The following is a 25,766-nucleotide window of genomic DNA, read 5'->3' as shown; positions in this document are numbered from 1 at the left end:
GTTGATAATGTATTTAAACTTCCTTCTTTATGTTGTTTATCTAATTTATCACCCTTAATATCTGAGTTAATTTTAGTATGTAATCCTTCATAGACAAAAAAATGACCGCCACTAATTTTTCTATTCAAAGTAAATGCTTCACCTGAAGAAAACTCAATCCCTAACAATATGTCGGTATAACCTTTACTTTCAGGGATGCTTCTTAATTTTTTTGCTCCCAACATAAAATTAAGTGACTGCAATATAAAAGTTTTACCTGTATCAGAAGCCCCATAAATCACATTTAAACCTTTCTGAAACTCTACTTTCACAGTAGGTTTGTGCACTCCCAAATAAACTAGAAACTTAAAACTCATTACAGGATTCATAATAATTTCTCATCAATATCAGAATGAAACTCTTCTATCCACTCTTCAAAAATTTTATTTACTTCAGACTTAAGCTCTATAAAATTTAAATTACCGTACTTATCAACTACCCAATCACTTCTAGTATTTTGCTGTATATAATATTCTGACATCAATGCACCAAAAAAAGTATTAGAACTATCTCCAGCAATATAAAAAAATCCTTCATCGGTCACTATAACTTCTATAAGGCCTTTTTTTGCTAATAACTTTAAGCCTTCTTCTATAAGGGGTCTTCTTACCAATAACTCAGTTGGTTTATACCTATTCTTTGAGTGTAAGCTTGGCAAACCACCAAAACTATCTGTATGCGTTACTATAAAGTCCAATAAGACTAAATGGTTCAAGTCCATACATTTTGGATAAGCTGATCTCAATAAAGATAATGATCTTAAACCAACCTCTAATGAGCTATTAAATGTTAAATTAGAATTTTTAGTCATAATTACCAATCCAATTCATCTATATTCGCTAGTTGATGACAAATTCCACTTTTATCACTCGTACGTACCACTGATATAAGAGCATTGGAAGTCAAATTTAATGAGGTAGCTTGATTCAATATCGCATGTAATTTATCTAATTTTCTTGGATAATTTCCAAAAGTTAAATTAAAAACACCATCTAGAATTTCTTGCTGTAATTCTTCAAAAGTACCATTTGGAACATTGTCGCGAGAAAAATTTTTTAATGATTCTGCACAATAAAAAAATTCTCTTTGTTTATTAAAATGTTTTGTCCAATTAGAAAAACTTATTAGATTTTCAATTGTTAAAACTCCTTGTCCTGTTTGCTCTTGATAAACAGATAATAATTTTTTTATATAATTAGTTTCATCATCAGAAATATTACTAGGTGGAGATACAGGCTGTGGTCTCTGATTTAGACCTCCACCAAATCTTACCGCATGAAATTTTGTTTTCTTATGGTCCTCTATAAGTTCAAGAGCTTCTTTAGTTCCAAAAATTGAGAAGTCAAAACTATTGAAGTAAGCTTCTAGTTCTCCCTCTAACTTTATTTCCAATGTATCTGTTATCTTTTTTTGACAATATTTTTCCCAATTTAATCTAACTTCCTCTTTTAGCTTTTGAGGATCTCTCAGTAGTTTTGACAATTTTATTCCACAACCTTGAGGAGCTATAAAATAATATTTTCTAGGAGGAGTAAATTTACCTTGAAATGAATGCCAAATCATTTTTCCAAATTCAACAAATATATCCGATGGAGTTAAAGCATTCTTATAATGTTTGCACTGAAAGTTATCCCATTGACCATTCGTACCATTTTCATCAGTAAACCCGGCGACATCAATACCCATATCATTTCCACCAGATTCCCGAACAACTGATATATATTGATCTTTTTGGCTAAAGGCCCACTCAAGAGTAAACTCTTCCCATTCTTCAGGTGAGAAAAGTTTAATTTGTTGTGAGGGTGGATAAAGTTTGCCGAATTGAACATTAAAATGTGTATTTATATTATTTGTAGCTGAGTTATCTGGCTCAATTTCTATAAAACTTAGCTTATCCATGATCTCATCATCTAATACTATTTTTTTCAATATACTATTCTATTTATTCAATATTTAAAAATAAAAATTAACAATCTATAATAATTACTCACCATTAATTTAAATAACAATTTCCATATAAGCTTAAATATTCATAAATAACTACTAACATTAAAATTAGCTATAAAGCTTTTAATATCGGTATATAAAAGCCCAACTCTCGTCGGGCTTCTCCCCATCAAACCCTTTTTAAAAAATACTCAAGCAAAGCATCTCTTTCCCTTTCTTCATCTGAACTTAACAGCCCCAGAATTGCACCATCCATCATAAATACAAATATCTCCGCTTCTGAATAGGAAACCGTTTTTTTGGTTTCCATGAGCAAGCAGAAAATTTCATTTTTCAGCCACCGCCTATGTCTGAGAGCAGTTTGGTACGCATTTGGATAAAGCTTTTTAATTTCAAAAATCGCCTTAAACAACAAGTAATACGCACTTTTTAAGTCAGCATGTAAAAGATAAATTTGCCTGAGTTGATCAGACAAATCTGCATTTTGGTAAAGCTCACTCACCACACTCACTTTTTCTTGTAACTGCTCTTTTTGCGCGACCAGACACTGTTCAATAAATCTTTCTTTAGAGTGAAAGTAGCTATAAAAGGTGCCTTTATTTATTTGAGATTCAGCAATAATTTGGTCTACCCCGACCTTATTAAAGCCATATTGTTTAAATAAATCTGTTGCCGTATCAATCACGTGTAATGCCCTACGTGAAGCGTCTAAATTTTTCATGTATACCGCTTAAAATAGTTTTTTGTTGTAAATAAATGAGATAGAAATGCCGTCACTCTTAAATTGAGCGCTAAAAACAGGCATGCAAAAGCCGCACAAAAATGGTGTGCTCGCCTATCTCGGGTTTTATTGTTGCTATGATTTTTTAGTCGTAATGACCTATGGCTTAAAACCTAGAGTCGGTTAAACCGTTTTAAAGACCAGTTGGGTATAGAAGTAAAGATTTTGGCAAAGGTTGCCAATGAGAGAGATGAAATAGTACGCATGAGCGAACTCCTTGGGTAATTAAGAAGCTTCGCCACATCACTGCTAAATGATTATGGTGGCGAAACGAAAAGGGGTTAGCAGACTGATTTACCCAAAAATCAGCACATCCGAAGATGTCCCCCTCCCGTTCCGCCGCAGAGAGGGACACGTAGGGATGCCCACAAAAAAGAGAGACTTTTTCGTGTGCTTTGGGTAAATACGGCCTGCTAAAACCGACTGGCAATGTGGCCAGCAGGCAAAGGATAATCCGCGTGTTTTTAAGTGTCAATGTAAGGTTGAATAGAAATTGGTTAAATAATTATTGTTGTTTATTCAATTAGATATTTAAGCTAAAAAGACCTTCAATTTAAATTTAACGATGTCATGATAATAATAAAAATGGTGACAGAGCGAAAAGGGATTAGCAGACTGGAAACAAAGAAACCAGCACACCTGAAGGTGTTCCCTTAACACTCTACCGTAGAGTGGTGAAAGAACGATAAAAGGTTAGCAGACTGGACACACAGAACCAGCACACCCGAAGGTGTCCTCTTACCGTTCTACCGTAAAATGGTGGCAAAACGATAAGGGGTTAGCAGACTGGGTACAGCACCAGCACACTCGAAAGTGTCCCCTTTTCGTTCTACCGCAAAATCGTTTGCAAACAAAGAATAGTTATCAAGTTTTTAAGTGTCAATGCTCATATATTATTAATTTATAAAATATTTTTATTTCTACTGGTTCATTCTTTCATTATTAATTTACCGTTCATTTTCAAACCTGTTTAAATGAACAGATTGATCGCGCTATAAATAAAAGCTACAGTAAATAAAGTTTGAATTTTATAACTTTAAATAAATTGATAACGCATGCAGGCAAAGACATGGAAACCATACATGATTTTTATCGCCGCTTTTCTTTAACCAGAGATAGCGATTACTCGGTTCCATCTACTTCGTTTGGACATTTTAACGTATTCCAACGCGATGCCTGCTCGTTTCTCACGCCTTATAGCCGCCGCGATTATTATAAAATTTCATTGGTTTTAGGCACAGGCGAACTCCACTACGCCAACCGCTGGATACGAGTAGACCGCCCTGCTTTACTATTTTCAAACCCAATGGTTCCCTACGCTTGGGAAATTAATTCGCCCGAACAGGCAGGCTGGTTTTGTCTATTTACCGAAGAGTTTGTAAACCAAGAATCTAGACAAAGTTTTTTAAAAGACTCACCGCTGTTTAAAGTCGACGGCGACCCGCTGTATTTTTTAAACGACCAACAAGTTGAAGAAATTTCATTTATTTTCAAAAAGATGATGAATGAAATAAATTCAGACTATATTCATAAATACAACGTTTTAAGAAACTATTTGCACCTGATTGTGCATGAAGCCATGAAAATGCAACCGACCCAACAGTTTGAAAAGCATAGTAATGCTGCAGTTCGGATTTGCCATTTATTCTTTGAATTATTAGAGCGCCAGTTCCCCATCGACTCGCCACATTTTCAGCTTAAACTCAAAACTGCAAATGATTATGCCTATGGTCTGTCGGTGCATGTGAACCATTTAAACCGTGCTGTAAAAGAAGCCACAGGTAAAACTACGTCTGAGCATATTAGCTCGCGCATTACGCAAGAAGCCAAAGCGCTGCTACAACACACCAGTTGGAATATTTCCGAAATTGCCTATAGCTTAGGCTTTGAATATTCAGCGTATTTCACCAATTTCTTTAAGAAAAATACGGGCTTTTCGCCTAAAAAATTCCGCGAAGACTGTGTGGCCTAAAAACAGATTGTTTGATTTTTATAATTATTGGTTTGAATGTTATACGTCAGTTTGAGCCAAAGCATTTTATAGTTTTTCTACTCAAGTGATTTTGCAAAAAGAGTGTGAAAAATGAAATATAGAACTTTAGGACAAACAGGCGAAAAAGTATCAGCACTTGGTTTAGGTTGCATGGGAATGAGCTTTGCCTATGGTGCCTCAGATGACACACAAAGCATCGCCACTCTAGAAAAGGCATTAGACCTCGGCATTAACTTTTGGGACACCGCCGACATGTACGGCAACGGCGCAAACGAAGTTTTGCTCTCAAAAGTTTTAGAAAAACACCGCGACAAAGTGTTCTTGGCGACCAAATTTGGCTTTCGCTATAAAGAAGACAACCTTAACCCACAAAACTCTTTAGAGTCTTATATCGACGGTTCTCCAGAGTGGATTAAAGTTGCGGTCGAAAACAGTTTAAAACGTTTAAATACAGACGTAATTGATTTGTATTATGCACATCGCATTGACCCAAACATTCCAGTTGAAGACACCATTGGTGCAATGGCTGACTTGGTGAAACAAGGTAAAGTGCGTTACCTAGGACTTAGTGAAGCGTCGGCGGAAACCATTCGTAAAGCACATGCGATTCACCCGATTGCAGCGGTTCAACATGAATACTCGCTACTTACTCGTGAGTTTGAGCAAACCCATTTGCAAACCATTCGTGAGTTAGGCATTAGCCTTGTGCCATATTCACCGCTGTCACGTGGTTTAATAACCAATACGCTTGATGTGGGCAGCCTAGACGAAAATGATTTCCGTCGTCAGTTGCCACGTTATCAAGGCGATAACTGGAAAAATAACCAAAGCCTAGCGCAAGCATTTAGCGACTTTGCTCAAAGCAAAAATGCGACAGCAGCTCAACTGGCTTTGGCTTGGATTTTGGCGCAAGGTGACGACATTATTCCAATTCCGGGTACGCGTAAAATCGAGCGACTTGTGGAAAATGCGGGCGCTGTAGACCTTCATTTAACAGCAGCAGATTTGGCGGAAATTGAAGCGATTATTGCGAGATATCCAAACATGGGCGCACGCTATAACGCTCAGCAACTTGCTGCGGTCAACCACTAATATATAGGCCAAAAAAAAGTCCGACTTAGTGTCGGACTTTTTTAGTTTAGTCTTTGCTATAGCTACCTTGCTGGCGTCCACCTTCCCAGTTCGCATCTAATGATTGATCGGAAATACTTAGGCTTTCAGGGAAAATACTTAAATATTTTTTAAATTTAGCCTCTGGTTTTAAACCAATACAGTCACCGTTTTTCCACCATTTGCCTTCGGCATATTGGTCTAAAGCACCCACAGCAAGCATCCATTTAAACTTGCCGTCTGGTTGAAGTAAAAGTTCCGAACCGACTTCCCTCACGCCATGTAAATAATAGTGCCCACTCCACGCTTCATCGGCTTTCTGGAATTTCACTTCTTTACAAGTTGTATTTGCTACATCTGCATAAACCTGAGCAGACAAAATAACCGTCGAAAGAAGTAGTAAACGTACAAATATGTTTTTCATTATTTAGTTCCTAGAGTTTTTAAGTTTATTTTCCAGACTCAACTTTTAAATAAGTGCCGTCTGCATAAACGTTATGTCCAAAGCCACAGCCCGAGTTGCCCTCGTTTTGTTTAACTTGAATGTAATTGCCTAATTTCGCACTCGTTTTAAAATCGAGCTGAATACGGCAGTCTTGATCTTTATAAATAGTTTGCTTGGCATTGGTCGGCATTTTGGTGTCGAACTGCCCCATGTTCGGGCCATAAATTAAGCTTCTGAGGCCCATATAAACACCTGAATAGCCAATTGCATACTGGCCCTGCTTACGACTTACCGTAATGTGATCCCACTCACCAAAACCTGAGTAACGCACATACTCACCCGACAAATCATTTGACGCTTTAGGGGCTGGTAACTGCTGAAGATTAAACTGGCTCGATTTTGATTTTTCATCGAGCATAAACCATGCTCTTGCCCAAAGTGGCTGACCCAATTTGGCGTAGGCTAAGCCCACATTATTGTTGGCAACTTCAATATCTCGGTCGGTAAATTTAACTGTGGTTTCATCTTCATTGGCTTTACAAAAAGCAGTCCAAGAAGCTTGGCTTTGGAAGTTTTCGAGCGCTTTTTTATACTGTTTTTGGTCGTAGTTTTTCTTACCTAAGCTCGCGTATTGCTTCACTTTATTACAGCCTTGTTGTAATTCTTGTTCAAAAGAAAACTCTGCATGCGTGACCGCCAAAGCCGAAAGTGTAAGAACCGCGCAACCTGAAATAATAGATTTAATCATTTTTAAAATTCTTTAATAATTAACTAATTATATAATATGAGTAAGTTTTATAAATCACAATTATTTGAAACAAAAGTCCCTTACAATGCTTTTAGTCTTAAATAAAAATTTATTAAATCAATTCAATATAAATCGTTGAAAATACCAAGCGATAATTGGTTATTTTTGTTGAATATTCATCCAAAAAATATTGTAGACTTCATGCGTAAAACTTAGGAAGAATTATAAGAGTGAATAATCTTGTTATTGGAACCCTATTTGCACTTTGTGCAGCAGCTTTAAATGCATCTATTGGTGTAATTAGTAAATTACTCATGCACAGTGGTTTAAGCCCACAAGATATTGCCTTTTTAAAAACCATTATCGCGTTTTTCTTTTTAAGCGTGTTTTTATTTAAAGTGCCTGTGAGCCAAAAGATTGCCTACATTAGTAGCACGCCAAGCAAGCTCAGCGTTTTTATTCAAATTGCCATCTGTGCCTTTTTAGGAATTTTCTCGCTATTCTTTTTTGAAACCATTGCCTATAACCACGGCGCTGCGGCCAATGTGGTCGTGGTACTCATGGCCTCGGCTGCTATTTCTGCCCTTTTTTTTGGTCGGTTCATATTAAAAGAAAGCATCTACCTGCATTCTCTTGTAGGAACATTATTGGCAGTTGCTGGCATTAGTATTATTTCTTGGAAAGGTGGAAATAGTTTATTAATGCTGATCAACGCTTCAATTGCCGGTACGGGTTATGGCCTATTTTCGGTTTTAGTTAAAAGGTTCAAATTAAACGGCGGGCTGTTTCTTACCAAGTATTTATTGCTATTTGGTAGTGTTTATCTTGCCGTTCCGTTTTTAATAAACTTGCATAGTATTCATTTTAATACTGACATTGTTTTAGGTTTGATTGGATTAGCTGTTCTGCCAACCATACTTGGCTTTTTCTGTACCACTAAAGCGTTGTCTTATATGAGTGCCGCAAAGGTACAAGTGACCGAGCTTTCCGAGCCTATTTTTGCAGCGCTTATGGCTTGGGTCTTCATTCATGAACAGCCAACTTTATCGTTTTTATATGGCGCAATTTTCATTATTTCAGGCATCTTTTTAATGAACAAAGCACCGAAATCATAATTTAGCCAATTTCATCTATTTCGTTGGCGTGGTGGCAAGCTACTTGTACCACACTGGCAAAGTTAATCGCCATTTGTGAAGGGGCATGTTTTTTATAGGCAAGCCCTAAACCCACCGTAGGGACAGGCGCTTTTAAAGAACGATACGCGACACCTTGTATTTGCAATTGTTTGGTCGACTCCGGCACCAGAGATACCCCTAAGTTTGCAGATACCAACGATAAAATCGACACAATTTGCGGGGCGTTTTGTCCAATTTTGGGTTCAAAACCACGCTCATGACAGGCTTGTTTAATTGCATCAAAAAGCCCTGCACTAATTGAAGGTGGTGAGACAATAAAATCAAGCTCTCGCAGTGTGGTTAAATCAATTTCTTGCGTTGAATCATCTAAACTCAAAGATTCGGAAGGTAAAGCAGCAATGAGTGGTTCTGCTAATAATTCTTGAAGAATAAGGCTATCTGGAATGTTGCGTGGTGAACGAATAATCGCGACATCTAAACGGTCTTCAAGCAATAGGTCTATGAGCAGTAAGGTATTGGCTTCTTCTAGTTTTAAATCCACTTTAGGATATTGCTGCTGAAAATAGCGAACGCATTTAGGAATGAGAGGGTTCAGCATTGAAGTACCTGTAAAACCTAATCGTAGTTGACCCACTTCGCCATTTGCCACTTGCTTAACAAGGTTTGCTGCATCTTCTACACGCTGCTGTACTGGCTGAATTGCATTTAAAAAGGCAAGCCCTGCTTCGGTCAGCTCCACCCCATGAGGCGAACGAATAAATAAATCTGCACCTAGCTCTTCTTCTAAGTCTCGTATTTGCATGCTTAAAGGCGGCTGGCTCATGTTTAAGCGCTGCGCAGCTTTGGTAAAGTTTTTTTCTTCTGCTACTGCCAAAAAGTAGCGTATATGCCTGAGTTCCATTGTTATATATAAAACATATCGTGTCCCATTATTAAATATATTAGAAAAATACCTTTTAAATTGCTAATTTTAATTTATCGAATTTTCTCGATGCAGCATGCCCCAAAGCACTGCTCTTTCTTTCTGTCATGGTCATGATATGAGCTCTTCATCTACACCCAGCACTTTAAACACTGAAGCAACTTCTGTGCTTTCCCGCGAGTGGATTCATAAAGGGACTAAAGCCTATAAACATGCAGGTTTCGCTTTGTTCCTTGTAGGTTTTGCCAGTTTCTCACTGATTTATTGTGTACAGCCGCTGTTGCCTGCATTTAGCCAAAGTTTCCAGATTAGTCCTGCGAGTAGCTCTTTGGCACTGTCGTTAACGACTGCTTTTTTAGCGATTTCGATTGTGCTATCAAGCGCGTTTTCACAAGCCATTGGCCGTCGCGGTGTAATCTTTACGTCCATGCTATGTGCAGCAATTCTTAATATTGTCTCGATGTTTACCCCAAACTGGCACAGCTTACTGATGGCGCGTGCATTAGAAGGTTTACTACTTGGTGGTGTACCCGCAGTAACAATGGCTTGGATTGCTGAAGAAATCGCACCTGAACACTTGGGTAAAACCATGGGGTTGTATATTGCAGGTACTGCCTTTGGTGGCATGATGGGCCGTGTCGGCATGGGTATTTTGGTTGAATATTTTTCATGGCGCACCGCTTTAGGTTTACTTGGGGCAATCTGTTTTATTTGCTCAATTGCCTTTTTAAACCTACTTCCCGCTTCGCGTAATTTTGTCCAGAAAAAAGGGCTAAATTTAGGCTTTCATATGCAAATGTGGCGTGCTCATTTAAGCAATACTAAATTATTACGCCTGTTTGCCATTGGGTTCTTACTCACCAGTGTGTTTGTGACTCTGTTTAATTACGCGACTTTCCGCTTAAGTGGCGCACCTTATTCACTGAGCCAAACACAAATTAGCCTTATTTTCTTGTCGTATAGCTTCGGTATGGTGTCTTCATCGTTGGCAGGTGGATTAGCCGATCGCTTTGGTAAAAAAACCATGATGATGAGTGGCTTTGCGCTCATGATTGTGGGTAGCCTCATGACCCTGCTCAGCTCTCTTTTCGGCATTATTATTGGCATTGCATTTATTACCACGGGTTTCTTTATTACCCATTCACTTACCAGTAGTTCAGTCGGCGCTGAAAGCAAACAAGCCAAAGCTCATGCCAGTTCGCTTTACTTGCTGTTTTACTATATGGGATCAAGTATTGTCGGTTCGGCAGGTGGTTGGTTTTGGTTACACGGCGGCTGGAACGCCATTGTAGGCTTAACGGTAGTACTGTCATTACTTGGAATATTTTTAGTAATTTATACAAAACACGCAAAAGCGTATTAATTGATACATGAAAGGAAATTCACATGTCGAGTTTATTTGTTTATGGCACTTTAGGCCCTGGTCGCCCTAATGCGCATATACTTGAAAATATTGGCGGCCAGTGGGCAGAAGGTTGGGTAAATGGAAGCTTACGTCATGAAGGTTGGGGCGCGGATTTAGGCTATCCGGGAATTGTACTCGATGATAGTGCTAACCAAGTGCAAGGCTTTGTTTTTAGCTCAGAACATTTAGATGCTAACTGGAAATTACTAGATGACTTTGAAGGTGAAGAGTACGAAAGAGTGCCTGTACAAGTCACTCTAAATAGCGGTGAACGTGTTGATTCATTTATTTATACGCTGAAACCTTAAGTTATTTCTAGAGCTTAACCAGATGAATATTTAAAATTTGAGAGAAAAAATTTAAATGCTCATTTTTTGGCTTGTATTTTTTTTAAGAAACTGTAAAATTCACTCCACATTGCCGGCATAGCTCAGTTGGTAGAGCAACTGACTTGTAATCAGTAGGTCCACAGTTCGAATCCGTGTGCCGGCACCATCATTAAACCTCATGAATATTTGATTTATGGGGTTTTTTGTTGTCTGTAGATTTTGAAATACGCCATTTATAATTATTTTCCCCAATTCGCTAACCACTTCTTTTGTCGCTGCTATATTTTCAAACCTAGTATGTCCATCATATTTTGAAGGTATATATTTTTCCAAAATATTATTATAAACCTGAGCTTCAAAATGATTTTCTTAAACGAATTTATTTCCTCCAAAACACAAATCTTACTTTCTTAATTTTTTAAAAAATAGATTTAAAAATAAGAAATATTAACAAGATACGATTATAATGCGCCCCCAAATAAGGTCATGATAATAAGCCCTATTTTATAAACATTCATTCATTACTACATTCAACGGGGAAAAGATGAAACTACGTTTTGTTTTGCCTACTTTATTTATAATGTTGCCTTTTACAGTACAAGCTCAAAACACGAGTTCTGCGGCTCAAGCAGAAAACATTGTAAAATCACCAGTCTGCGTACTTGAGACTCTACCTTCTGCTGACCACTATAAGTCTCTTAAACGCATTAAAGTCGCAAAAGGAATATATGGCGGCTATGAAGAAATAAAACCTAAATTAGCAAACGCAGCACGTAAATATGGTGCAGATGTAGTGATTGATTATGAGCAGAGACAAAGATTTGGTTTCTGGCCATGGCGTATTGTTCGTCCAGTACTTACAGGTATTGCGGTAAAATGGAATACACCATTTGATTGTGCTGCCTTAGGCGGAAAAGAAATTCGTTAATAAGAAATGAAAAAAGCCCAACATCCTGTTGGGCTTTTTTCGTATTTCGTTACTAGGTATACATCCTGTAATACCTCACGTCCTGATGCTTAAACTTATTATTGTTGTTTTACGTTTCGGAACTTCCTGTTCCTGATGAGTTCATCATAGGTAATTAATAGAGTTCTAAAAAGACGCCAATTTCCCGAATGTATGTACGAAAAAGCGTACGGGCTTGTCAGAATACCTCTAGCCTTCTTTTTTCTTCTCTATCATTTTTTCAAAGTGTTTAAGGTTCGGGTTTAGCATATCCCAAGCATAGGCTTGGCTTACAAAGACTTCTGCTTTAGGCTGGTAAAGACTTGGATCATCCAACGTACCTGCACGTATTGAAATCATTTCAGGGGCAATTTCAGGTAAACCAAAAAGCTGGGATCCACACGTTGGACAAAAGGCTCTTTTAATTGCTCGGCCAGAAGAACCTAGAGTCTCAAAATATTTAAGTTCGCCCGTTATTTTTAATTCAGATTGGTGAAAAAAAGCGATTGGTGCATATGCCGAACCTGTTGCCTTTTGGCAATCTCGACAATGGCAATTAAAGCTATAACGTGGCTCTACTTCGCTTTGGTAGCTCACCGCTCCACATAAACACGATCCCTGATATTTGGCTGACATAGCTCCTCCTATTTTTTTATTGCTGTTATTTGAATATAACGGACATATCCACTTTGGTAGAGTTGCTGGCATAACTTTGCAGTCATTTGAATTTTAAAATTTGCCAATCCTCGGCTCTGAAATTGTCCTTGCTGTTTTTCAATATACTCTGAAAAACCGAATAATACTTGTTCAGATAAATCTTCGATTTGAATATCTGTAAAACCTTGCTGTTCCAAACTCGTTCTTAGAGTTTGTTCAGTTGGTACAGCATTCCAAGTCACGTCGGCTGCTTTGAGTAAATAACGATGCTTTTGTTCTTGTAGCATGGTCATGTTTTGGCATGTGTCGGCACGCATTAAGTAATGAAAACCTAATCGACCTTTTGAACTTAAAACTGGGGTGACCGAATCTAGAAATGAATTTAAATGACTGTGGTAAGCCGCATCGATACAGAGCACCACATCGAATGGTTGTTTGAATTCAAATTGTTTTAAATTTAAAAATGAACCACAAAAAATCTGACTTATTTCAGGAATAAGTTTTTGAATTTTATTCACACATTCAGCTTGTAGCTCAACGGCACTCATACTTTTGGGCTGATAGCCTTGTAACCAGTGCAGTAAACTTGCGCCCTGTCCACAACCTAAATCGAGTAAATAATCTTTTGAATTTAAATTGACAGCTTGTGCCAAATGGTCGGCCAATTGGCGACAAGCTTCAGGGTAGTTTTGGGTATTTTTCCAAAAACCCAAATTTGTCCAAGCTAGCTCTCCATCATCCCCCAAACTTGATGCATCAATGGCATATTTATGAGGAATGAGTCGAGAAAGAGCTGCTCGAACTTTTGTTTTCACAATTTTAGTAACCGAGTTCTGGGGCAACTTCAACCTGAGGTTTTAAACCTACAAATGGTAAAGGAGCACCTAAAATTTCAGCAATGTGCATTGCAGAAGTCACGGCTGACTCTAAAATTGGCAAGCCATCACATGACCACGAACCACAGTAAAATACTTTACGGTTTGGTTCTAAATGACGCTGCTGTAACTCTTTGTTTAGAGCAATGGTTTGCGAGTCTACAACTGCACGCGTTAAGGTCACTTTTGAAATGATTTTTTTAGGGTCAATATCAGTCACTGGACGCCAAGTTTGGAATACAGGATTTTTGCCCACAAGTGATGGCTCAACAGCATTCATCCAAACTGTAAACTGCTGACGAGTAAACTTACGGTCCATCATATAGCTCAGTACTGACCAGTCCTTACGGCGTGGTGGCATGACTGTTGCGTCAGTATGAATAACCAAGTCACCTTGTTCAAAACGGAACTGTTTAAGCAAATTCATATCATCTGCAAACTGTTCAGGGTTTAAGAACTCTTCAATCTTAGATGTTGGCGTCGCCACAATAACGCGGTCAAATGTGCCCTTATCGCCCTGCGCATTTTCAACCAGTACTTTTTCGCCTTGTTGCTCAACTTTCTTAATTGCCGAACCGCTATGGATATCAATGCCTTTAATTAAGCTGTCTACAAATGCAGGTGTACCGCCTTTCATACGTAATAGCATGTCGCCATCAGTTAAATGACGCAAAAACTCAAGAAGGTTTTTTGCAGGCCAGTCACCAATTGTTTTTGGGTTACATGTACAAATGGTATAGAGCACTGGCATCACTACGCCATGCCAGAATACTTCTTCTATGTCGTTCTGATTAATAAATTCAGCGAGAGTAATATCTTGATTTTTAGATTTGAAAAACTGGTGAATCGCAGTTTTTAATTGCAACATCCCTTTCACAAGACGCCAGCCATACTGCTGGATGCCTTTACGGTTATTGATAATCGGGAAATTACCAATACGGCTACGAGATGTGGTTAACCATGTTTCAGTACGATCTTCAAATAACCAGCTACAAGACATATAGGTACGAACTGGGAAAGTTTTAATACCTAAGTGTGCAGCAAGGCTGAGTGTATTTTTCCATAGATGCGGGTTCATAACACGCAATGGCGCATCAATAATCCCACCATCGAACTCAATGCTATGGCTATCCATTCCCCGGCCAGGAAGTGCTTCAAATATCGTGATTGTATGTCCTGCATCTTTCAGAATTCTTGCTGCTGCAAGTCCTGCCATTCCACTGCCAATAATTGCGATATCCAAAATGATGTCCCATTTTTCGAGAATTTTTTTGATTATCACTCATACCCCAAAAAAACACCGTATTAAAAACTACCAGATTTTTATTTTTTGCATCAATTTATATAGAAAAAATTTACCGAACGCGTGCAAATGATTTTCATAAAATTTTACAAAAGAGGATAAGTGTATAAAAATCTATATTTTTTAAAAATTTAAAAAAATTCTTTTAAATAAAATAAGATAATTTAACTATATTTATATCATTCGTTTTACATGAAATACTTTTTGCGATATCATGGGGTCACAATAACGAGAACTGAATCACACAAAACAATGCCGACACAATAACGATGTCCATCATAAAACTAGAAACTTTACAGCGAAAAAGCCCGCTATTCACACTTGATAGCGGGCTTTTTATTACTTTGTTTTTAAAGGTTCATTAAGCGCAGCTTAGCAATTTATGCTTCTTGCATGATTGAACCGAATTTTCCACGATTAAAGTCATCAATCGCTTCCATAATCTCGGCTTTGGTATTCATGACAAATGGACCATAACCTTCGATTGGCTCATTCAGTGGTTGGCCAGTCAACACTAGGAATTTAGTATCTTCTTCAGCATTTAGGCTAAACTCAACACCCTCACGAGATAAAATCGCAACGGTTTTACCTTCAAGACGGTTTGTATCATTAATCACAACCGCACCCTCTAACACCACCACAAGTGTGGTATGCCCTTCAGGTACATACAGGGTATGTTTTTGGCCTTTAGCCAATTTACCATCCCATACGTTTAATGGGCTAAAGGTCGTTGCTGCACCTTTTGCATCTGCATATTCACCTGCGATCACACGTAAATGACTGCCATGCTCGTCTAACGCAATGTCTGGAATATTTTTGGCTTCAATCGCTTGATATTTTCCAGGGGTCATTTTTGAATGTGAAGGTAAATTTACCCACAATTGCACCATTTCAAACAGACCGCCATGCTCTGCAAACTCAGGAGAATGGAACTCTTCATGTAACACGCCTGCACCCGCAGTCATCCATTGTACGTCACCGGTTTTAATGGTTCCGCCGCCACCACTTGAGTCTTTATGTGTTACTTCACCTTGATAGGCAATAGTCACAGTTTCAAAACCACGGTGAGGATGCGAACCTACACCTTGTTGTTCGGTGGTTGGTGAGAAGTTATAAGGCGCTGCATAATCCAGTAACAAAAATGGGCTTAGGGTTTGGCCTAAACGGTCATAAGAGAACAGGTTATATACAGGGAAACCATCACCAACCCAATGCATGTGGTTATTTTGATATGCACCAAGAAATTTCTTCATCTGATCTCTCCTATATATGTAGGATTTTCTTGAACTGAGATTGATTTTACGCCTCAATAATTGCAGTTTATAGATGAGGATTAGCAACACATTATTTCATATATGAGACAATCATAAAATTTGAGGTATTCTTTAAAAGATCGTCTCATTTTTAAAATTCTTAATCCTATTTTTTAGACTTAATCACGACAACAAACTCAACTAGCATAATTTTAGGCACTAACGACCTACTTAATAATTTTTGATTATTTATTTTGATAACATGAGGATATAAAAATGGCTCAAGATTACGTACGTTTAGACAAGGATAATGCTGCGGTTCTTTTAGTTGACCATCAAGCAGGTTTACTTTCTTTAGTTCGAGATATCGATCCGGATAAATTTAAAAACAACGTACTTGCCGTTGCGAATGCAGCAAAATATTTTAATTTACCTACAATTTTAACAACCAGTTTTGAAACTGGTCCAAACGGCCCTTTAGTTCCTGAGTTAAAAGAAATTCACCCAGATGCGCCTTTTATTCCACGTCCAGGCCAAATCAATGCGTGGGACAATGAAGATTTCGTAAAAGCAGTCAAAGCAACAGGTAAAAAACAACTGATTATTGCAGGTGTGGTCACTGAGGTTTGTGTGGCATTCCCTGCTTTATCTGCGCTCGCAGAAGGTTTTGAAGTATTCGTGATTACTGATGCTTCAGGTACCTTCAATGAATTAACCCGTGATGCTGCTTGGGACCGTATGTCAAAAGCAGGTGCGCAGCTGATGACTTGGTTCGGTATGGCATGTGAGTTACACCGTGACTGGCGTAATGATATTGAAGGTTTGGGTACATTGTTCTCAAATCACATTCCTGACTACCGTAACCTGATTTCAAGTTACAATCACAACACTAGCCAAAAATAAGTTCTATTGCCAAGATTAGAGTGCTTAAGCATTCTAATCTTGAATTTAAAGGGGTTGAACGGACATTGATAAGTTCTTTTGATGATTTTTATTATTTCTATTTAGTCGTAAAACACGGCGGCTTTAGTGCGGCCAGTGAAGCTGAAAATATTAGTAAATCCAAGCTCAGCCGACGCATTATTGACCTTGAAAATAAATTTAATGTCAGCCTCATTCAAAGAACAACCCGCCATTTTAAAGTGACCGATTTAGGTCAAGAGTTTTACGAGGAATGCTGCAAAGTCATTGCTCAGGTTGAATGTGCAGAAAACGTTTTGTTAAAACAAAAAAGTGAGCCTCAAGGGCTAGTAAAAGTAAGCTGCCCACCTTTAATGATGCATTTTCAAATTAGAAAAATTTTAAATCAGTTTTTAAAAACCTATCCTAAAGTTGAAATTTCTCTTGAGCTGACGAGCCGTCGAGTAGATATCTTACATGATGACATCGACCTCGCAATTCGGACCAATTTCGAACCGAATGAAGACTCGAATTTAATTGTTCGTGATGTGATTAAAACCGACCACTGTCTAGTGGCTTCGCCTGAATTACTGCAAGGTCGCACCATTAAGCATTATTCCGAATTACAAGACTTTCCGAGTATTAGCTTAGGCACTCAAAAGCAAAATTATATTTGGCATTTATGCAATATTCGTAACGGAGAATCGGTTGATGTGCCTTATCAACCACGAATCAAAAGTAATGACTTGGCAGGTGTTTACTATGCTGTAATGGATGGTCTAGGTATTGCAGATCTTCCTTTTTTAACTGTTGAATCTGAAATTCGTAAGGGCACACTTGTTCATATTCTTCCTGACTGGAAGTCAAATATTGGCATGCTACAACTGGTTTATGTGTCCCGAAAAGGCCAACGTCTGGTGGTCGAGAAACTCATTGAAACACTGATTGAAGAACTCAGACGTTTACCCGAAAGCCATGAAGGGTATTTGCCGACTTAAATAAAAAAACCGGTCATGAATGGGCATGACCGGTTTTTTGTGAAACATCACATACAGCATAACTGCATGTTTTCGTTCAGAACAAAACGAACTTGCTTTGTTCCTTACTCAGATAAGTCTACGCAGAGGTATTTCATTTCGACATATTCTTCGATGCCGAATTTTGAACCTTCACGACCTAGACCTGACTGTTTTACGCCACCAAACGGAGCAACTTCGTTTGAAATCGCGCCCGTGTTAATGCCGACCATACCGTACTCAAGTGCTTCACCCACACGCCATTGACGCGCTGTGCTTTGAGTAAACAAATAAGCAGCTAAACCAAACTCAGTATCGTTCGCCATCGCCACTGCTTCATCTTCAGTTTTAAAGCGGAATAGCGGTGCAAGCGGACCAAAAGTTTCTTCTTTAGACACTTTCATGTCTTGCGTTACGCCAGTTAAAACTGTTGGTTCAAAGAAAGTACCGCCAAGTGCTGAACGCTTACCACCAATACGAACTGTTGCGCCTTTCTCTGTTGCATCTGCAATATGAGACTGAACTTTTGCAATCGCATCTTCATCAATTAAAGGCCCTTGAGTTGAACCTTCTTGACGGCCATCACCAACTTTCAATTTAGACACGGCTTCGACTAAACGGTCTGCCAACGCATCGTAAATACCATCTTGAACATAAATACGGTTAGCGCAAACACAAGTCTGACCGCTGTTACGATATTTACTTGCCATAATGCCCTGAACTGCTTGTTCAAGATTAGCGTCGTCAAATACCACAACTGGCGCGTTACCACCGAGTTCAAGTGAAAGCTTTTTGATGGTTGGCGCACATTGTTGCATCAGGATACGGCCAACTTGTGTTGAACCTGTAAAGCTTAACTTACGAACAATATCGCTTTCGCATAGTGTTTTGCCTACTTCAACCGCATCACCACTAATGTTAATTAAAACATCAGCTGGTAAACCTGCCTGTAACGCCAATACTTCAAGTGCATAGGCAGTTAACGGTGTTTGCTCTGCTGGTTTAACCAACATTGAACAACCCGCAGCAATCGCTGGACCTGCTTTACGCGTAATCATGGCAGCTGGGAAGTTCCACGGCGTAATGGCAGCAGTTACTCCAATCGCTTGTTTAATCACGAGCAAACGTTGGTTTGGCAAGGTAGGTGTTAAAACTTCACCATCAACACGGCGAGCTTGCTCGGCAAACCAGCGAATGAATGATGCTGCATAACCAATTTCACCACGTGCTTCTGCCAATGGTTTACCTTGCTCAGCTGTTAAGATTTGAGCCAGATTTTCTTTGTGCTCAAGCATGAGGTTGTACCATGCCAATAACACATCAGCACGCGCCAAAGCAGTTTGCTTTTTCCAAGCAGCTTGCGCTTTTGCTGAACGGTTAATTGCGGCTTCAACTCCTGCACGGTCATAGGTTTTTACCCATGCCAAAGTTTCACCTGTAGCAGCATCATTAACTTCGATATAGTCATTTGATGCAGGTGCGTCTAATGAAATATCAGGATGTTTTAATAAATACTGCAAATTATTTTGAATCATGCAGATTGCTCCATTGCTTTTGCACTACCTGCTTTTAGTGTCGCAAAACCTTGTTTCAAGATATCAAGACCTTGACGGAATTGCTCAGCAGGAATGGTTAATGGATATAAGAAACGAATTACATTACCGTATTTACCACAAGTAAGAAGTAACAACCCGTTTTCCATTGCATAGTTTTGTACAACTTTTGCTTGTTCAGCCGTTTCAAGTTCTACTGCAACCATTGAACCTAATGCACGAATATCGGTTACTACGTCACCTGTTGCTTGCTGAATATCTTTAAGCGTAGCAACTAATTCAGCGCCTAATTCATTTGCACGGTCGCATAAGTTTTCTTCTTCAATCGCGTCAATCACGGCATGCGCAGCTGCAACTGCAATCGGGCTACCTGCGTAAGTCCCACCTAGACCACCTGGGTTTGGTGCATCCATCACTTCTGCACGGCCAACAACACCTGAAATAGGGAAACCGCCGCCCAAGCTTTTCGCCATCGTGATGAGGTCTGCTTTAGTCTCGTAATAGTTCATTGCGAACAATTTACCAGTACGGGCAAAACCAGATTGCACTTCGTCAGCCACAAGTAAAATGCCGTGCTTATCGCAAATTGCGCGTAAACGTTTTAAGAACTCAGCTGGTACCACATTGAAACCGCCTTCACCTTGTACTGGCTCAAGTACGATTGCCGCAACATCATGTGGTGCAATATCTTCACTGAAAATATCTTCAACACTTTCGATCGCTGCATCTACTGAAATACCTTTAGCAGGTACAGGGTAACGTGCGTGGAATACACCCGCTGGCATTACACCAAAGTCACGTTTGTAAGGTGCGGTTTTACCTGTCATTGCCATCGTCATAAATGAACGACCGTGGAAACCGTTACCAAAAGTAATAATGCCGTGACGACCTGTATAAGAGCGAGCAATCTTCACCGCATTTTCAACTGCTTCTGCACCTGTTGTGAAAAACGCTGACTTCGCAGGACCAGCAATTGGCGCACGCTCATTAATACGTTCAGCCAAAGCCACATAGCTTTCATAAGGTGTTACTTGATAGGCAGTATGCGTAAATTTAGTAAGTTGTTCAGTTACTGCTGCAATCACTTTAGGGTGGCGATGGCCTGTATTTAAAACCGCGATACCACCAGCAAAGTCGATAAATTGGTTGCCTTCCTTGTCCCAAAGCGTGGCATTTTCAGCTTTTTCCGCATACCACTGACACATCACGCCTACACCACGTGGAGTTGCTTGCTGTTTACGTGCGTTAAGTGCAGAATGTTGATTATCCATTTGATTCCCTCATATTTTCATCATCAGTTGCAGCTTTGGTTTCTTGCATCCTGTGCTTAATTTTCAGGGTGCTTTACAACGACTGCCTATGCATGTAATTTCGCTCGTCTGACGCCAACTGACGAGAGCCACTTTTTAACTGTAGGAGAGAGCCAATTGCGTAGTTTACTTGGAGATCATTTGCTACAACGACTCCAACAGGACACTGAAGGGAAACTACATCAACGCCTTTTCCGTTGCCTGCGTGGTGCCATTATTGATGGAGTCATCCAGCCCAAGACTCGTCTACCTGCGTCACGTGACTTAGCTAGTGAAATTCATGTTTCTAGAAATACAGTGCTTACAGCCTACGAACAGCTACAAGCTGAAGGCTACTTAGAAGCCCGTACAGGACACGGCACATGGGTTGCCGAAAAATTACCAGAGAGTTTTTTAAATACTCAAAATAAGAAAAAAGTGGTTTCAAGCCCGAAAGTTCAAAGCTCTTATGCGCTATCGCAGCGTGGTTCCAACTTATTGGGTTATGCCGCAGCGTCGCCACACCAATGGGGAGCTTTTGTACCGGGAGCACCCGATGTAACTGAGTTCCCACATCATATTTTTAGTCGTATTCAAGCACGCTTAAGCCGCGAACCCGACATTAACCGCCTGATTTATAGCAATGCAGGTGGATGTATTGAGCTTCGAAGTGCGTTGGCAGATTACTTACGTGTTGCGCGTTCAGTCCAGTGCGATGCAGACCAGATTATTATTACCGAAGGCATTCACCAAGCGATCGACTTAGTCTCGCGTGCGCTCAGTGATATTGGTGATCGAATCTGGCTTGAAGATCCAGCGTACTGGGGAATGCGTAATACCTTACGAATTAATGGCCTCGATATTCAACCCATGCCTGTCGATGCAGAAGGTATTATTCCTGAAGAAAATCCGGCAAAGCCGCCTAAGCTCATTTTTGTCACACCATCACATCAATATCCACTGGGTTCACATTTAAGCCTAGATCGACGACGCAAACTGATTGAAATTGCACGCCAGCATAATAGCTGGATTGTCGAAGATGACTATGACAGTGAGTTTCGTTTCTCAGGTCAACCGTATCCATCATTACAAGGCTTAGAAAATGATGCGCCTGTGCTGTACATGGGCACATTTAGTAAAACCATTTATCCATCTTTAAGAATTGGTTATTTGGTCGTACCTAAGCCGTTATTTTCACCATTACGCATTGTGGCAGCCGAGCTTTATCGTGGGGGCCATTTGCTTGAGCAAAAAGCCTTAGCTGAATTTATTCGTGAAGGCCATTACGAAGCGCATATTCGCCGTATGCGCCTACTTTATGGTAAACGCCGCGACTACTTGGTGAGCTTAATTCAACGTTATCTTGGCCCCGAATTTATTCATGAATATGATGAAGCGGCAGGGTTACATCTGGTTTTAAAACTGCCAAACTCTTGCGATGATGTCGCGATTGCGGCGACTGCGCTTGACCGTGGTGTTAAAGTTCGACCACTTTCACAATACTACATGCAGTCGCATGCACATGCAGAGCGTGGTTTACTGATGGGCTTTGCTTGTGTAAATGAAAAAGATATGGTGATGGCTTTTGGCGTCTTGCTTCAATGCTTACGTGAAGCAGGCGTACCTACGCTGAATTAAAGATTTTTCCATATTAATAAACAAAAAGAGCCTCACAGTGAGGCTCTTTTTTATTTAAAAATTTAAACTAACTTTTCTTCATGGCTATGAGTTAAATGAGTCGCTCTACGCTCTTTCCCCCATCCCAGTTTTTCAGACAGCAAACCGAAGAACACAATAATGCCGAACAATGCAGTGGTGTAAATCACTTCTTTAAAATAGGTGCCTTCAATCAACATAGTCAGAATTGCACCAATAATTGCAAAGATCACTACATAGGTTAAGTAAGGGAACATCCACATTTTAAAGTCAATTTTCACGCCTTCAGCTTCTAACTTTTTACGCATACGAAGCTGAGAATAAGCAATGGTCAGGTACACATACAGTGTTGCTGCACCCGTCGTTAGCATGAAAAAGTCGTAAACATCCATACTCTTAGTTGCAGTTAAAACCACCGCAATTACAGAGAAGAAGCATGACACAATCACACCGACCCACGGACTGCTTTTACTGTTTACAGACCCAAAACTTTTCGGTGCATCGCCACGTTTAGCTAAAGAGAACAACATACGTGAACACGTATAAAGTGCTGAGTTAAAACAACTACATACCGACGTGAGAACCACAAAGTTTACGATATGGCGTGCACCCGGAATACCAAGAGCAGACAGAGTCACACTATAGGTTCCCCAAGTCGAATCTTTCAAAAGTTCATTGTTGTGAGGAATGAGACATACCGCAACGAACATTGAGCCGACATAGAATAAAATAATTCGCCAAACCACCGAGTTCGATGCTTTACGAATTTCTTTAGATGGATTTGCCGATTCTGCTGCCGCTACAGTGACAATTTCAGCGCCAATATAGGCGAACATCACCCCAAGTAAGGCGGTAATAACGGATGAACCACCATTTGGCATAAAGCCTTGAGAGGTTAAATTACTGATACCAGATGCAGCCGGATTGCCCCAAGGCCACAAATGCATGATGGCTAAGCTACCAATCACCAAGAAGATCACAATCGCAATCACTTTGATGAGTGCAAACCAGAACTCAAATTCGCCATAGTTCTTTACGTTCTGCAAATTGACTGCAACCAGTGCACCAATCACGACAGTCATATAGACCCAGATGGGTATAAACGGAAACCAGTTATTTAAAATTTTTCCTGCCACATAGGCTTCCCAGCCCATGAGCATTGCCAGAGTACACCAGTACAACCACCCAATTGAGAAACCTGCCCAACGACCAATTGCGCGGTCCGCATAAGTTGAAAAAGAGCCACTATCGGGGTTTAAAACGGCCATCTCGCCTAACATACGCATGATGAACCAAACGAGTAAACCACCTAAAGCATAGGTTAGGAAAACCACCGGACCGGTGTTGTAGATAATACTGCCTGAGCCAACAAAGAGAGAGCCGCCAATAACCCCTGCAATCGAGATCATGGTTAAGTGGCGTGATTTAAGTCCATGTTTTAAACTTTGGGAGTGATTGGCTTCAGAACCATTTTGATGAACTGCCATATCATTTTCCTTAATATATGGAGGATATCGGCTAGTCTCGGAAATCCTCCGAAGCCAAAAAATATCCCCTAAAAATTTAGCCGTTCTGCTCAACTCCTAAAACAGAAAATTCACTGAGCTTATCCGGCGCTTCCGTATGCATACTTCCAATGGCTTTAATTTGTCGTTTCGGCACTCAAGAAACGAGAGCCATTTTTCGAATAAAAGAGAGAGCCAATTGCAAAATTTATACGCAAAATTGGCTCTTTTTGTCTGAAATACTGGTAAATGGTTTTAAGTTTTTATTATGAAAATAATTAAGTTTTACTTTAATAAGATTGGAATTCTTTAGTTTTGCTCAGAGATTAATAACGCTTTTGTACCTGTTTCCAAGGCTCTAAATATATGCTTTTGATCGGCAGGATAACAAATATAGTCTCCAACACCGAGTTCAACAGCCTCATCAATTAAGCCCACTAAAGCTTTACCTTCGACCACAATAATGTGCTCCACAGAACCAACTGGATGCGGCTCTGACAGTCGGTCTTCGCCCGGCTCAACAATCAATAAATACACATCGCGGCGCGCATGCGGTGGACAAGTCGCCAGTAAAATTGCTTTGTAATTGGCAATTTCAGAGCTCACCGTTGGCCCATCGCCACAGCGAATGACTTGTACCTGATTGCTCGGTTCTTCCATCAGACGTGCAAATGGAATATTCAGTGCCACACAAAGTGCCCATAAGGTTTCAATACTGGGGTTACCTTGCCCTGCCTCTAATTGAGAAAGAGTCGATTTGGCAACGCCCGCACGGCGCGCAACTTCTGCCAACGAAAGCCCTGTTCTTTGGCGTTCACGCGTTAAACCTTTGGCAATAATTTCAATTGGCTGAGACATTCACCACATCCGTTCTATAAAAAAAACGATCGTTCGTTTTGACAAAACAATCAGGCTTATTCATTATAATGGAAAATCGTTCGTTATATCATGCTATGTCTACATACTCTCTGATTAAAAAACTTAGTAAAGACACAACCCGCTCGATTTTCTTTGTGTGTCTAGCAACCAGTGTCGTTGGTATGTCTTTAGGTTCACTCGCTGCAAGTTATGGCTTAGCACTCTGGATCCCACTTTGCCTATCTGTCTTTGTGCTCGCAGGAACTGCCGAATTTATTTTTATTGGTTTCTTGGCTGTAGGTGGTAGCCCAATTGCAGCGGCGATTGCAGGACTACTCGTCAATTTAAGACACTTGCCTTTTGGTATTGCGGTCAATGAACTAATCCGAGGTAAATTCTCTCGATATTTCGGAGCTCATATCATGAATGATGAAAGCGTTTTGTTTGGTATGGCGCAGCCTGATTTTGAGACAAAAAAAGCCGCTTATTGGTTATGTGGTATAGGCATCATGCTGACTTGGCCACTCGGTGTCACTGCGGGTTATTTTATTGGAAGTGCTATTCCAGACCCAAAAACATTTGGCTTAGATGCCATTTTCCCAGCTATTTTAATTGCACTTACTTTTAATGCTTTAAAGAATAAATCTACTCGAAAAGCTGCATTTGCAGGGTCAACTTTAGCGCTGATCACCACGCCCTTTTTGGCCTCAGGGCTTCCGATTCTGATTTCGCTTTTTGGCTTGATATGGGGTAGAAAGAAATGAGTCAACAATTACTGATTATTGTAGGTATAGCCCTACTTGCACTAGGTACTTATAGTATTCGTTTTGCTGGTTTTCACTTGGGTGCCAAGTTCTCTTTTTCTGAAAAATACCAAGTTTTACTATCAAACGGCGCCACCGTTTTGCTCTGTGCGATTGCGGTGACCACTACATTTTTTGAAGGTCAACATTTCGCAGGTTTCGCACGTATATTTGGGGTGGCACTAGCGCTGTTCTTGGTTTGGAAAAAAGTACCACTGTTATTGGTGATTTGTTTGGCAGCCGTTGGCACGGCACTTCTACGTTTGCTGGGAATTGAATAATAAAAAAGGCGAGATA

Annotated in this window: 26 protein-coding genes and 1 tRNA gene; 12 read left to right on the top strand and 15 right to left on the bottom strand. The window is 39.8% G+C overall.

What is annotated here, in order from left to right; genetic code table 11:
• The 4 genes from ACH63V_RS13575 to ACH63V_RS13560 all read right to left on the bottom strand — a co-directional run.
• Positions 1-368: AAA family ATPase (locus tag ACH63V_RS13575; RefSeq protein WP_396463792.1), on the bottom strand; the 368-nt coding region annotated here is incomplete at its 3' end.
• Positions 365-850 carry an ABC-three component system middle component 2 gene (locus tag ACH63V_RS13570; protein WP_396463791.1) on the bottom strand — a complete coding sequence of 162 codons (486 nt, stop codon included), beginning with the start codon at positions 848-850 and terminating at the stop codon, positions 365-367. The genes ACH63V_RS13570 and ACH63V_RS13575, both read right to left, overlap by 4 nt.
• 2 nt (positions 851-852) lie before the next feature.
• Positions 853-1,938, bottom strand: a complete 1,086-nt coding sequence (locus ACH63V_RS13565) for an ABC-three component system protein (RefSeq protein WP_396463790.1) — start codon at positions 1,936-1,938, stop codon at positions 853-855.
• A 217-nt stretch (positions 1,939-2,155) separates the two neighbouring features.
• Positions 2,156-2,707 carry a TetR/AcrR family transcriptional regulator gene (locus tag ACH63V_RS13560; protein WP_396463789.1) on the bottom strand — a complete coding sequence of 184 codons (552 nt, stop codon included), beginning with the start codon at positions 2,705-2,707 and terminating at the stop codon, positions 2,156-2,158.
• Positions 2,708-3,836: 1,129 nt separating this feature from the next.
• On the opposite strand from ACH63V_RS13560, the gene ACH63V_RS13555 reads away from it, so the two are divergent.
• Positions 3,837-4,739 carry an AraC family transcriptional regulator gene (locus ACH63V_RS13555; protein WP_000447715.1) on the top strand — a complete coding sequence of 301 codons (903 nt, stop codon included), beginning with the start codon at positions 3,837-3,839 and terminating at the stop codon, positions 4,737-4,739.
• Between the two features lie 111 nt (positions 4,740-4,850).
• Positions 4,851-5,852, top strand: coding sequence for an aldo/keto reductase (locus ACH63V_RS13550; protein WP_396463788.1), 1,002 nt, complete (start codon positions 4,851-4,853; stop codon positions 5,850-5,852).
• A gap of 46 nt (positions 5,853-5,898) precedes the next feature.
• Here ACH63V_RS13550 and ACH63V_RS13545 read toward each other — a convergent pair whose 3' ends face one another.
• On the bottom strand, positions 5,899-6,294 hold the full coding sequence (locus ACH63V_RS13545; protein WP_396463787.1) for a hypothetical protein: 396 nt from the start codon (positions 6,292-6,294) through the stop codon (positions 5,899-5,901).
• Between the two features lie 25 nt (positions 6,295-6,319).
• Entirely contained in the window at positions 6,320-7,063 is a 744-nt protein-coding gene (locus tag ACH63V_RS13540; RefSeq protein ID WP_396463786.1) for a hypothetical protein, read from the bottom strand.
• Positions 7,064-7,293: 230 nt separating this feature from the next.
• On the opposite strand from ACH63V_RS13540, the gene ACH63V_RS13535 reads away from it, so the two are divergent.
• Positions 7,294-8,178: a DMT family transporter gene (locus ACH63V_RS13535; protein ID WP_396463785.1), complete on the top strand. Its 885-nt coding sequence runs from the start codon at positions 7,294-7,296 to the stop codon at positions 8,176-8,178.
• Position 8,179: 1 nt separating this feature from the next.
• Here the strand turns inward: ACH63V_RS13535 and ACH63V_RS13530 are convergent, their stop codons facing one another.
• Entirely contained in the window at positions 8,180-9,100 is a 921-nt protein-coding gene (locus ACH63V_RS13530) for a LysR family transcriptional regulator (protein ID WP_207692942.1), read from the bottom strand.
• A 139-nt stretch (positions 9,101-9,239) separates the two neighbouring features.
• Between ACH63V_RS13530 and ACH63V_RS13525 the strand changes: the two genes are divergently transcribed.
• The 4 genes from ACH63V_RS13525 (at position 9,240) to ACH63V_RS13510 (ending at position 11,783) form a co-directional block, all read left to right on the top strand.
• Positions 9,240-10,484, top strand: a complete 1,245-nt coding sequence (locus ACH63V_RS13525) for an MFS transporter (protein ID WP_396463784.1) — start codon at positions 9,240-9,242, stop codon at positions 10,482-10,484.
• A gap of 23 nt (positions 10,485-10,507) precedes the next feature.
• Positions 10,508-10,834, top strand: a complete 327-nt coding sequence (locus ACH63V_RS13520; protein ID WP_396463783.1) for a gamma-glutamylcyclotransferase family protein — start codon at positions 10,508-10,510, stop codon at positions 10,832-10,834.
• 111 nt (positions 10,835-10,945) lie between these two features.
• Positions 10,946-11,021: transfer RNA gene (locus ACH63V_RS13515), tRNA-Thr, on the top strand.
• Between the two features lie 378 nt (positions 11,022-11,399).
• Positions 11,400-11,783 (top strand): hypothetical protein, encoded by a 384-nt coding sequence (locus ACH63V_RS13510; protein ID WP_039252305.1) that lies wholly within the window; start codon positions 11,400-11,402, stop codon positions 11,781-11,783.
• A gap of 228 nt (positions 11,784-12,011) precedes the next feature.
• On the opposite strand, the gene ACH63V_RS13505 is transcribed toward ACH63V_RS13510, so the two are convergent.
• The 4 genes from ACH63V_RS13505 to ACH63V_RS13490 form a co-directional block, all read right to left on the bottom strand.
• Entirely contained in the window at positions 12,012-12,437 is a 426-nt protein-coding gene (locus ACH63V_RS13505; protein WP_343568901.1) for a GFA family protein, read from the bottom strand.
• Between the two features lie 8 nt (positions 12,438-12,445).
• Positions 12,446-13,273 carry an SAM-dependent methyltransferase gene (locus tag ACH63V_RS13500; RefSeq protein ID WP_396463782.1) on the bottom strand — a complete coding sequence of 276 codons (828 nt, stop codon included), beginning with the start codon at positions 13,271-13,273 and terminating at the stop codon, positions 12,446-12,448.
• Between the two features lie 4 nt (positions 13,274-13,277).
• Complete coding sequence (locus ACH63V_RS13495) at positions 13,278-14,576, bottom strand: FAD-dependent oxidoreductase (protein ID WP_060465166.1); 1,299 nt, start codon at positions 14,574-14,576, stop codon at positions 13,278-13,280.
• Positions 14,577-15,016: 440 nt separating this feature from the next.
• The gene (locus ACH63V_RS13490) at positions 15,017-15,889 is read right to left on the bottom strand and encodes a pirin family protein (RefSeq protein WP_396463781.1); all 873 of its coding nucleotides are present in this window, start codon (positions 15,887-15,889) and stop codon (positions 15,017-15,019) included.
• 276 nt (positions 15,890-16,165) lie between these two features.
• On the opposite strand from ACH63V_RS13490, the gene ycaC reads away from it, so the two are divergent.
• Both ycaC and ACH63V_RS13480 read left to right on the top strand, forming a co-directional pair.
• Positions 16,166-16,792 (top strand): isochorismate family cysteine hydrolase YcaC, encoded by a 627-nt coding sequence (ycaC, locus tag ACH63V_RS13485; RefSeq protein ID WP_000046156.1) that lies wholly within the window; start codon positions 16,166-16,168, stop codon positions 16,790-16,792.
• A 20-nt stretch (positions 16,793-16,812) separates the two neighbouring features.
• Complete coding sequence (locus ACH63V_RS13480) at positions 16,813-17,787, top strand: LysR substrate-binding domain-containing protein (protein ID WP_396463780.1); 975 nt, start codon at positions 16,813-16,815, stop codon at positions 17,785-17,787.
• A 104-nt stretch (positions 17,788-17,891) separates the two neighbouring features.
• On the opposite strand, the gene ACH63V_RS13475 is transcribed toward ACH63V_RS13480, so the two are convergent.
• Positions 17,892-19,340, bottom strand: a complete 1,449-nt coding sequence (locus ACH63V_RS13475; protein WP_396463779.1) for an NAD-dependent succinate-semialdehyde dehydrogenase — start codon at positions 19,338-19,340, stop codon at positions 17,892-17,894.
• The gene (gabT, locus tag ACH63V_RS13470) at positions 19,337-20,629 is read right to left on the bottom strand and encodes a 4-aminobutyrate--2-oxoglutarate transaminase (protein WP_004705036.1); all 1,293 of its coding nucleotides are present in this window, start codon (positions 20,627-20,629) and stop codon (positions 19,337-19,339) included. The genes ACH63V_RS13475 and gabT overlap by 4 nt, the downstream gene beginning before the upstream one ends.
• A 156-nt stretch (positions 20,630-20,785) precedes the next feature.
• On the opposite strand from gabT, the gene ACH63V_RS13465 reads away from it, so the two are divergent.
• Entirely contained in the window at positions 20,786-22,285 is a 1,500-nt protein-coding gene (locus tag ACH63V_RS13465; RefSeq protein WP_396463778.1) for a PLP-dependent aminotransferase family protein, read from the top strand.
• A gap of 62 nt (positions 22,286-22,347) precedes the next feature.
• Here ACH63V_RS13465 and ACH63V_RS13460 read toward each other — a convergent pair whose 3' ends face one another.
• Together ACH63V_RS13460 and ACH63V_RS13455 are read right to left on the bottom strand one after the other, a co-directional pair.
• Complete coding sequence (locus ACH63V_RS13460) at positions 22,348-23,790, bottom strand: amino acid permease (protein ID WP_396463777.1); 1,443 nt, start codon at positions 23,788-23,790, stop codon at positions 22,348-22,350.
• A 327-nt stretch (positions 23,791-24,117) separates the two neighbouring features.
• Entirely contained in the window at positions 24,118-24,666 is a 549-nt protein-coding gene (locus ACH63V_RS13455; RefSeq protein ID WP_396463776.1) for a helix-turn-helix domain-containing protein, read from the bottom strand.
• Positions 24,667-24,734: 68 nt separating this feature from the next.
• Between ACH63V_RS13455 and ACH63V_RS13450 the strand changes: the two genes are divergently transcribed.
• Both ACH63V_RS13450 and ACH63V_RS13445 read left to right on the top strand, forming a co-directional pair.
• Positions 24,735-25,430, top strand: a complete 696-nt coding sequence (locus ACH63V_RS13450; protein ID WP_031982243.1) for an AzlC family ABC transporter permease — start codon at positions 24,735-24,737, stop codon at positions 25,428-25,430.
• Positions 25,427-25,750, top strand: coding sequence for an AzlD domain-containing protein (locus tag ACH63V_RS13445; protein ID WP_151762610.1), 324 nt, complete (start codon positions 25,427-25,429; stop codon positions 25,748-25,750). Before ACH63V_RS13450 ends, ACH63V_RS13445 begins: the two co-directional genes overlap by 4 nt.
• Positions 25,751-25,766: the final 16 nt, after the last annotated feature.

The sequence above is a fragment of the Acinetobacter sp. ABJ-A23_2 genome (assembly GCF_044538765.1).
GTDB lineage: Bacteria > Pseudomonadota > Gammaproteobacteria > Pseudomonadales > Moraxellaceae > Acinetobacter > Acinetobacter nosocomialis_A.
The sequence above is the reverse complement of the archived record's forward strand: the minus strand, read 5'-3'. Positions and strand labels throughout refer to the sequence as shown.

Coding starts and splice junctions, on each gene's coding strand:
- ACH63V_RS13505 (WP_343568901.1), bottom strand. CDS start 12,437: ATGTCAGCCAAATATCAGGGATCGTGTTTATGTGGAGCGGTGAGCTAC.
- ACH63V_RS13445 (WP_151762610.1), top strand. CDS start 25,427: ATGAGTCAACAATTACTGATTATTGTAGGTATAGCCCTACTTGCACTA.
- gabT (WP_004705036.1), bottom strand. CDS start 20,629: ATGGATAATCAACATTCTGCACTTAACGCACGTAAACAGCAAGCAACT.
- ACH63V_RS13525 (WP_396463784.1), top strand. CDS start 9,240: ATGAGCTCTTCATCTACACCCAGCACTTTAAACACTGAAGCAACTTCT.
- ACH63V_RS13475 (WP_396463779.1), bottom strand. CDS start 19,340: ATGATTCAAAATAATTTGCAGTATTTATTAAAACATCCTGATATTTCA.
- ACH63V_RS13510 (WP_039252305.1), top strand. CDS start 11,400: ATGAAACTACGTTTTGTTTTGCCTACTTTATTTATAATGTTGCCTTTT.
- ACH63V_RS13450 (WP_031982243.1), top strand. CDS start 24,735: ATGGAAAATCGTTCGTTATATCATGCTATGTCTACATACTCTCTGATT.
- ACH63V_RS13565 (WP_396463790.1), bottom strand. CDS start 1,938: ATGGATAAGCTAAGTTTTATAGAAATTGAGCCAGATAACTCAGCTACA.
- ACH63V_RS13560 (WP_396463789.1), bottom strand. CDS start 2,707: ATGAAAAATTTAGACGCTTCACGTAGGGCATTACACGTGATTGATACG.
- ACH63V_RS13460 (WP_396463777.1), bottom strand. CDS start 23,790: ATGGCAGTTCATCAAAATGGTTCTGAAGCCAATCACTCCCAAAGTTTA.
- ACH63V_RS13455 (WP_396463776.1), bottom strand. CDS start 24,666: ATGTCTCAGCCAATTGAAATTATTGCCAAAGGTTTAACGCGTGAACGC.
- ACH63V_RS13555 (WP_000447715.1), top strand. CDS start 3,837: ATGGAAACCATACATGATTTTTATCGCCGCTTTTCTTTAACCAGAGAT.
- ACH63V_RS13545 (WP_396463787.1), bottom strand. CDS start 6,294: ATGAAAAACATATTTGTACGTTTACTACTTCTTTCGACGGTTATTTTG.
- ACH63V_RS13570 (WP_396463791.1), bottom strand. CDS start 850: ATGACTAAAAATTCTAATTTAACATTTAATAGCTCATTAGAGGTTGGT.
- ACH63V_RS13520 (WP_396463783.1), top strand. CDS start 10,508: ATGTCGAGTTTATTTGTTTATGGCACTTTAGGCCCTGGTCGCCCTAAT.
- ACH63V_RS13490 (WP_396463781.1), bottom strand. CDS start 15,889: ATGAAGAAATTTCTTGGTGCATATCAAAATAACCACATGCATTGGGTT.
- ACH63V_RS13530 (WP_207692942.1), bottom strand. CDS start 9,100: ATGGAACTCAGGCATATACGCTACTTTTTGGCAGTAGCAGAAGAAAAA.
- ACH63V_RS13540 (WP_396463786.1), bottom strand. CDS start 7,063: ATGATTAAATCTATTATTTCAGGTTGCGCGGTTCTTACACTTTCGGCT.
- ycaC (WP_000046156.1), top strand. CDS start 16,166: ATGGCTCAAGATTACGTACGTTTAGACAAGGATAATGCTGCGGTTCTT.
- ACH63V_RS13550 (WP_396463788.1), top strand. CDS start 4,851: ATGAAATATAGAACTTTAGGACAAACAGGCGAAAAAGTATCAGCACTT.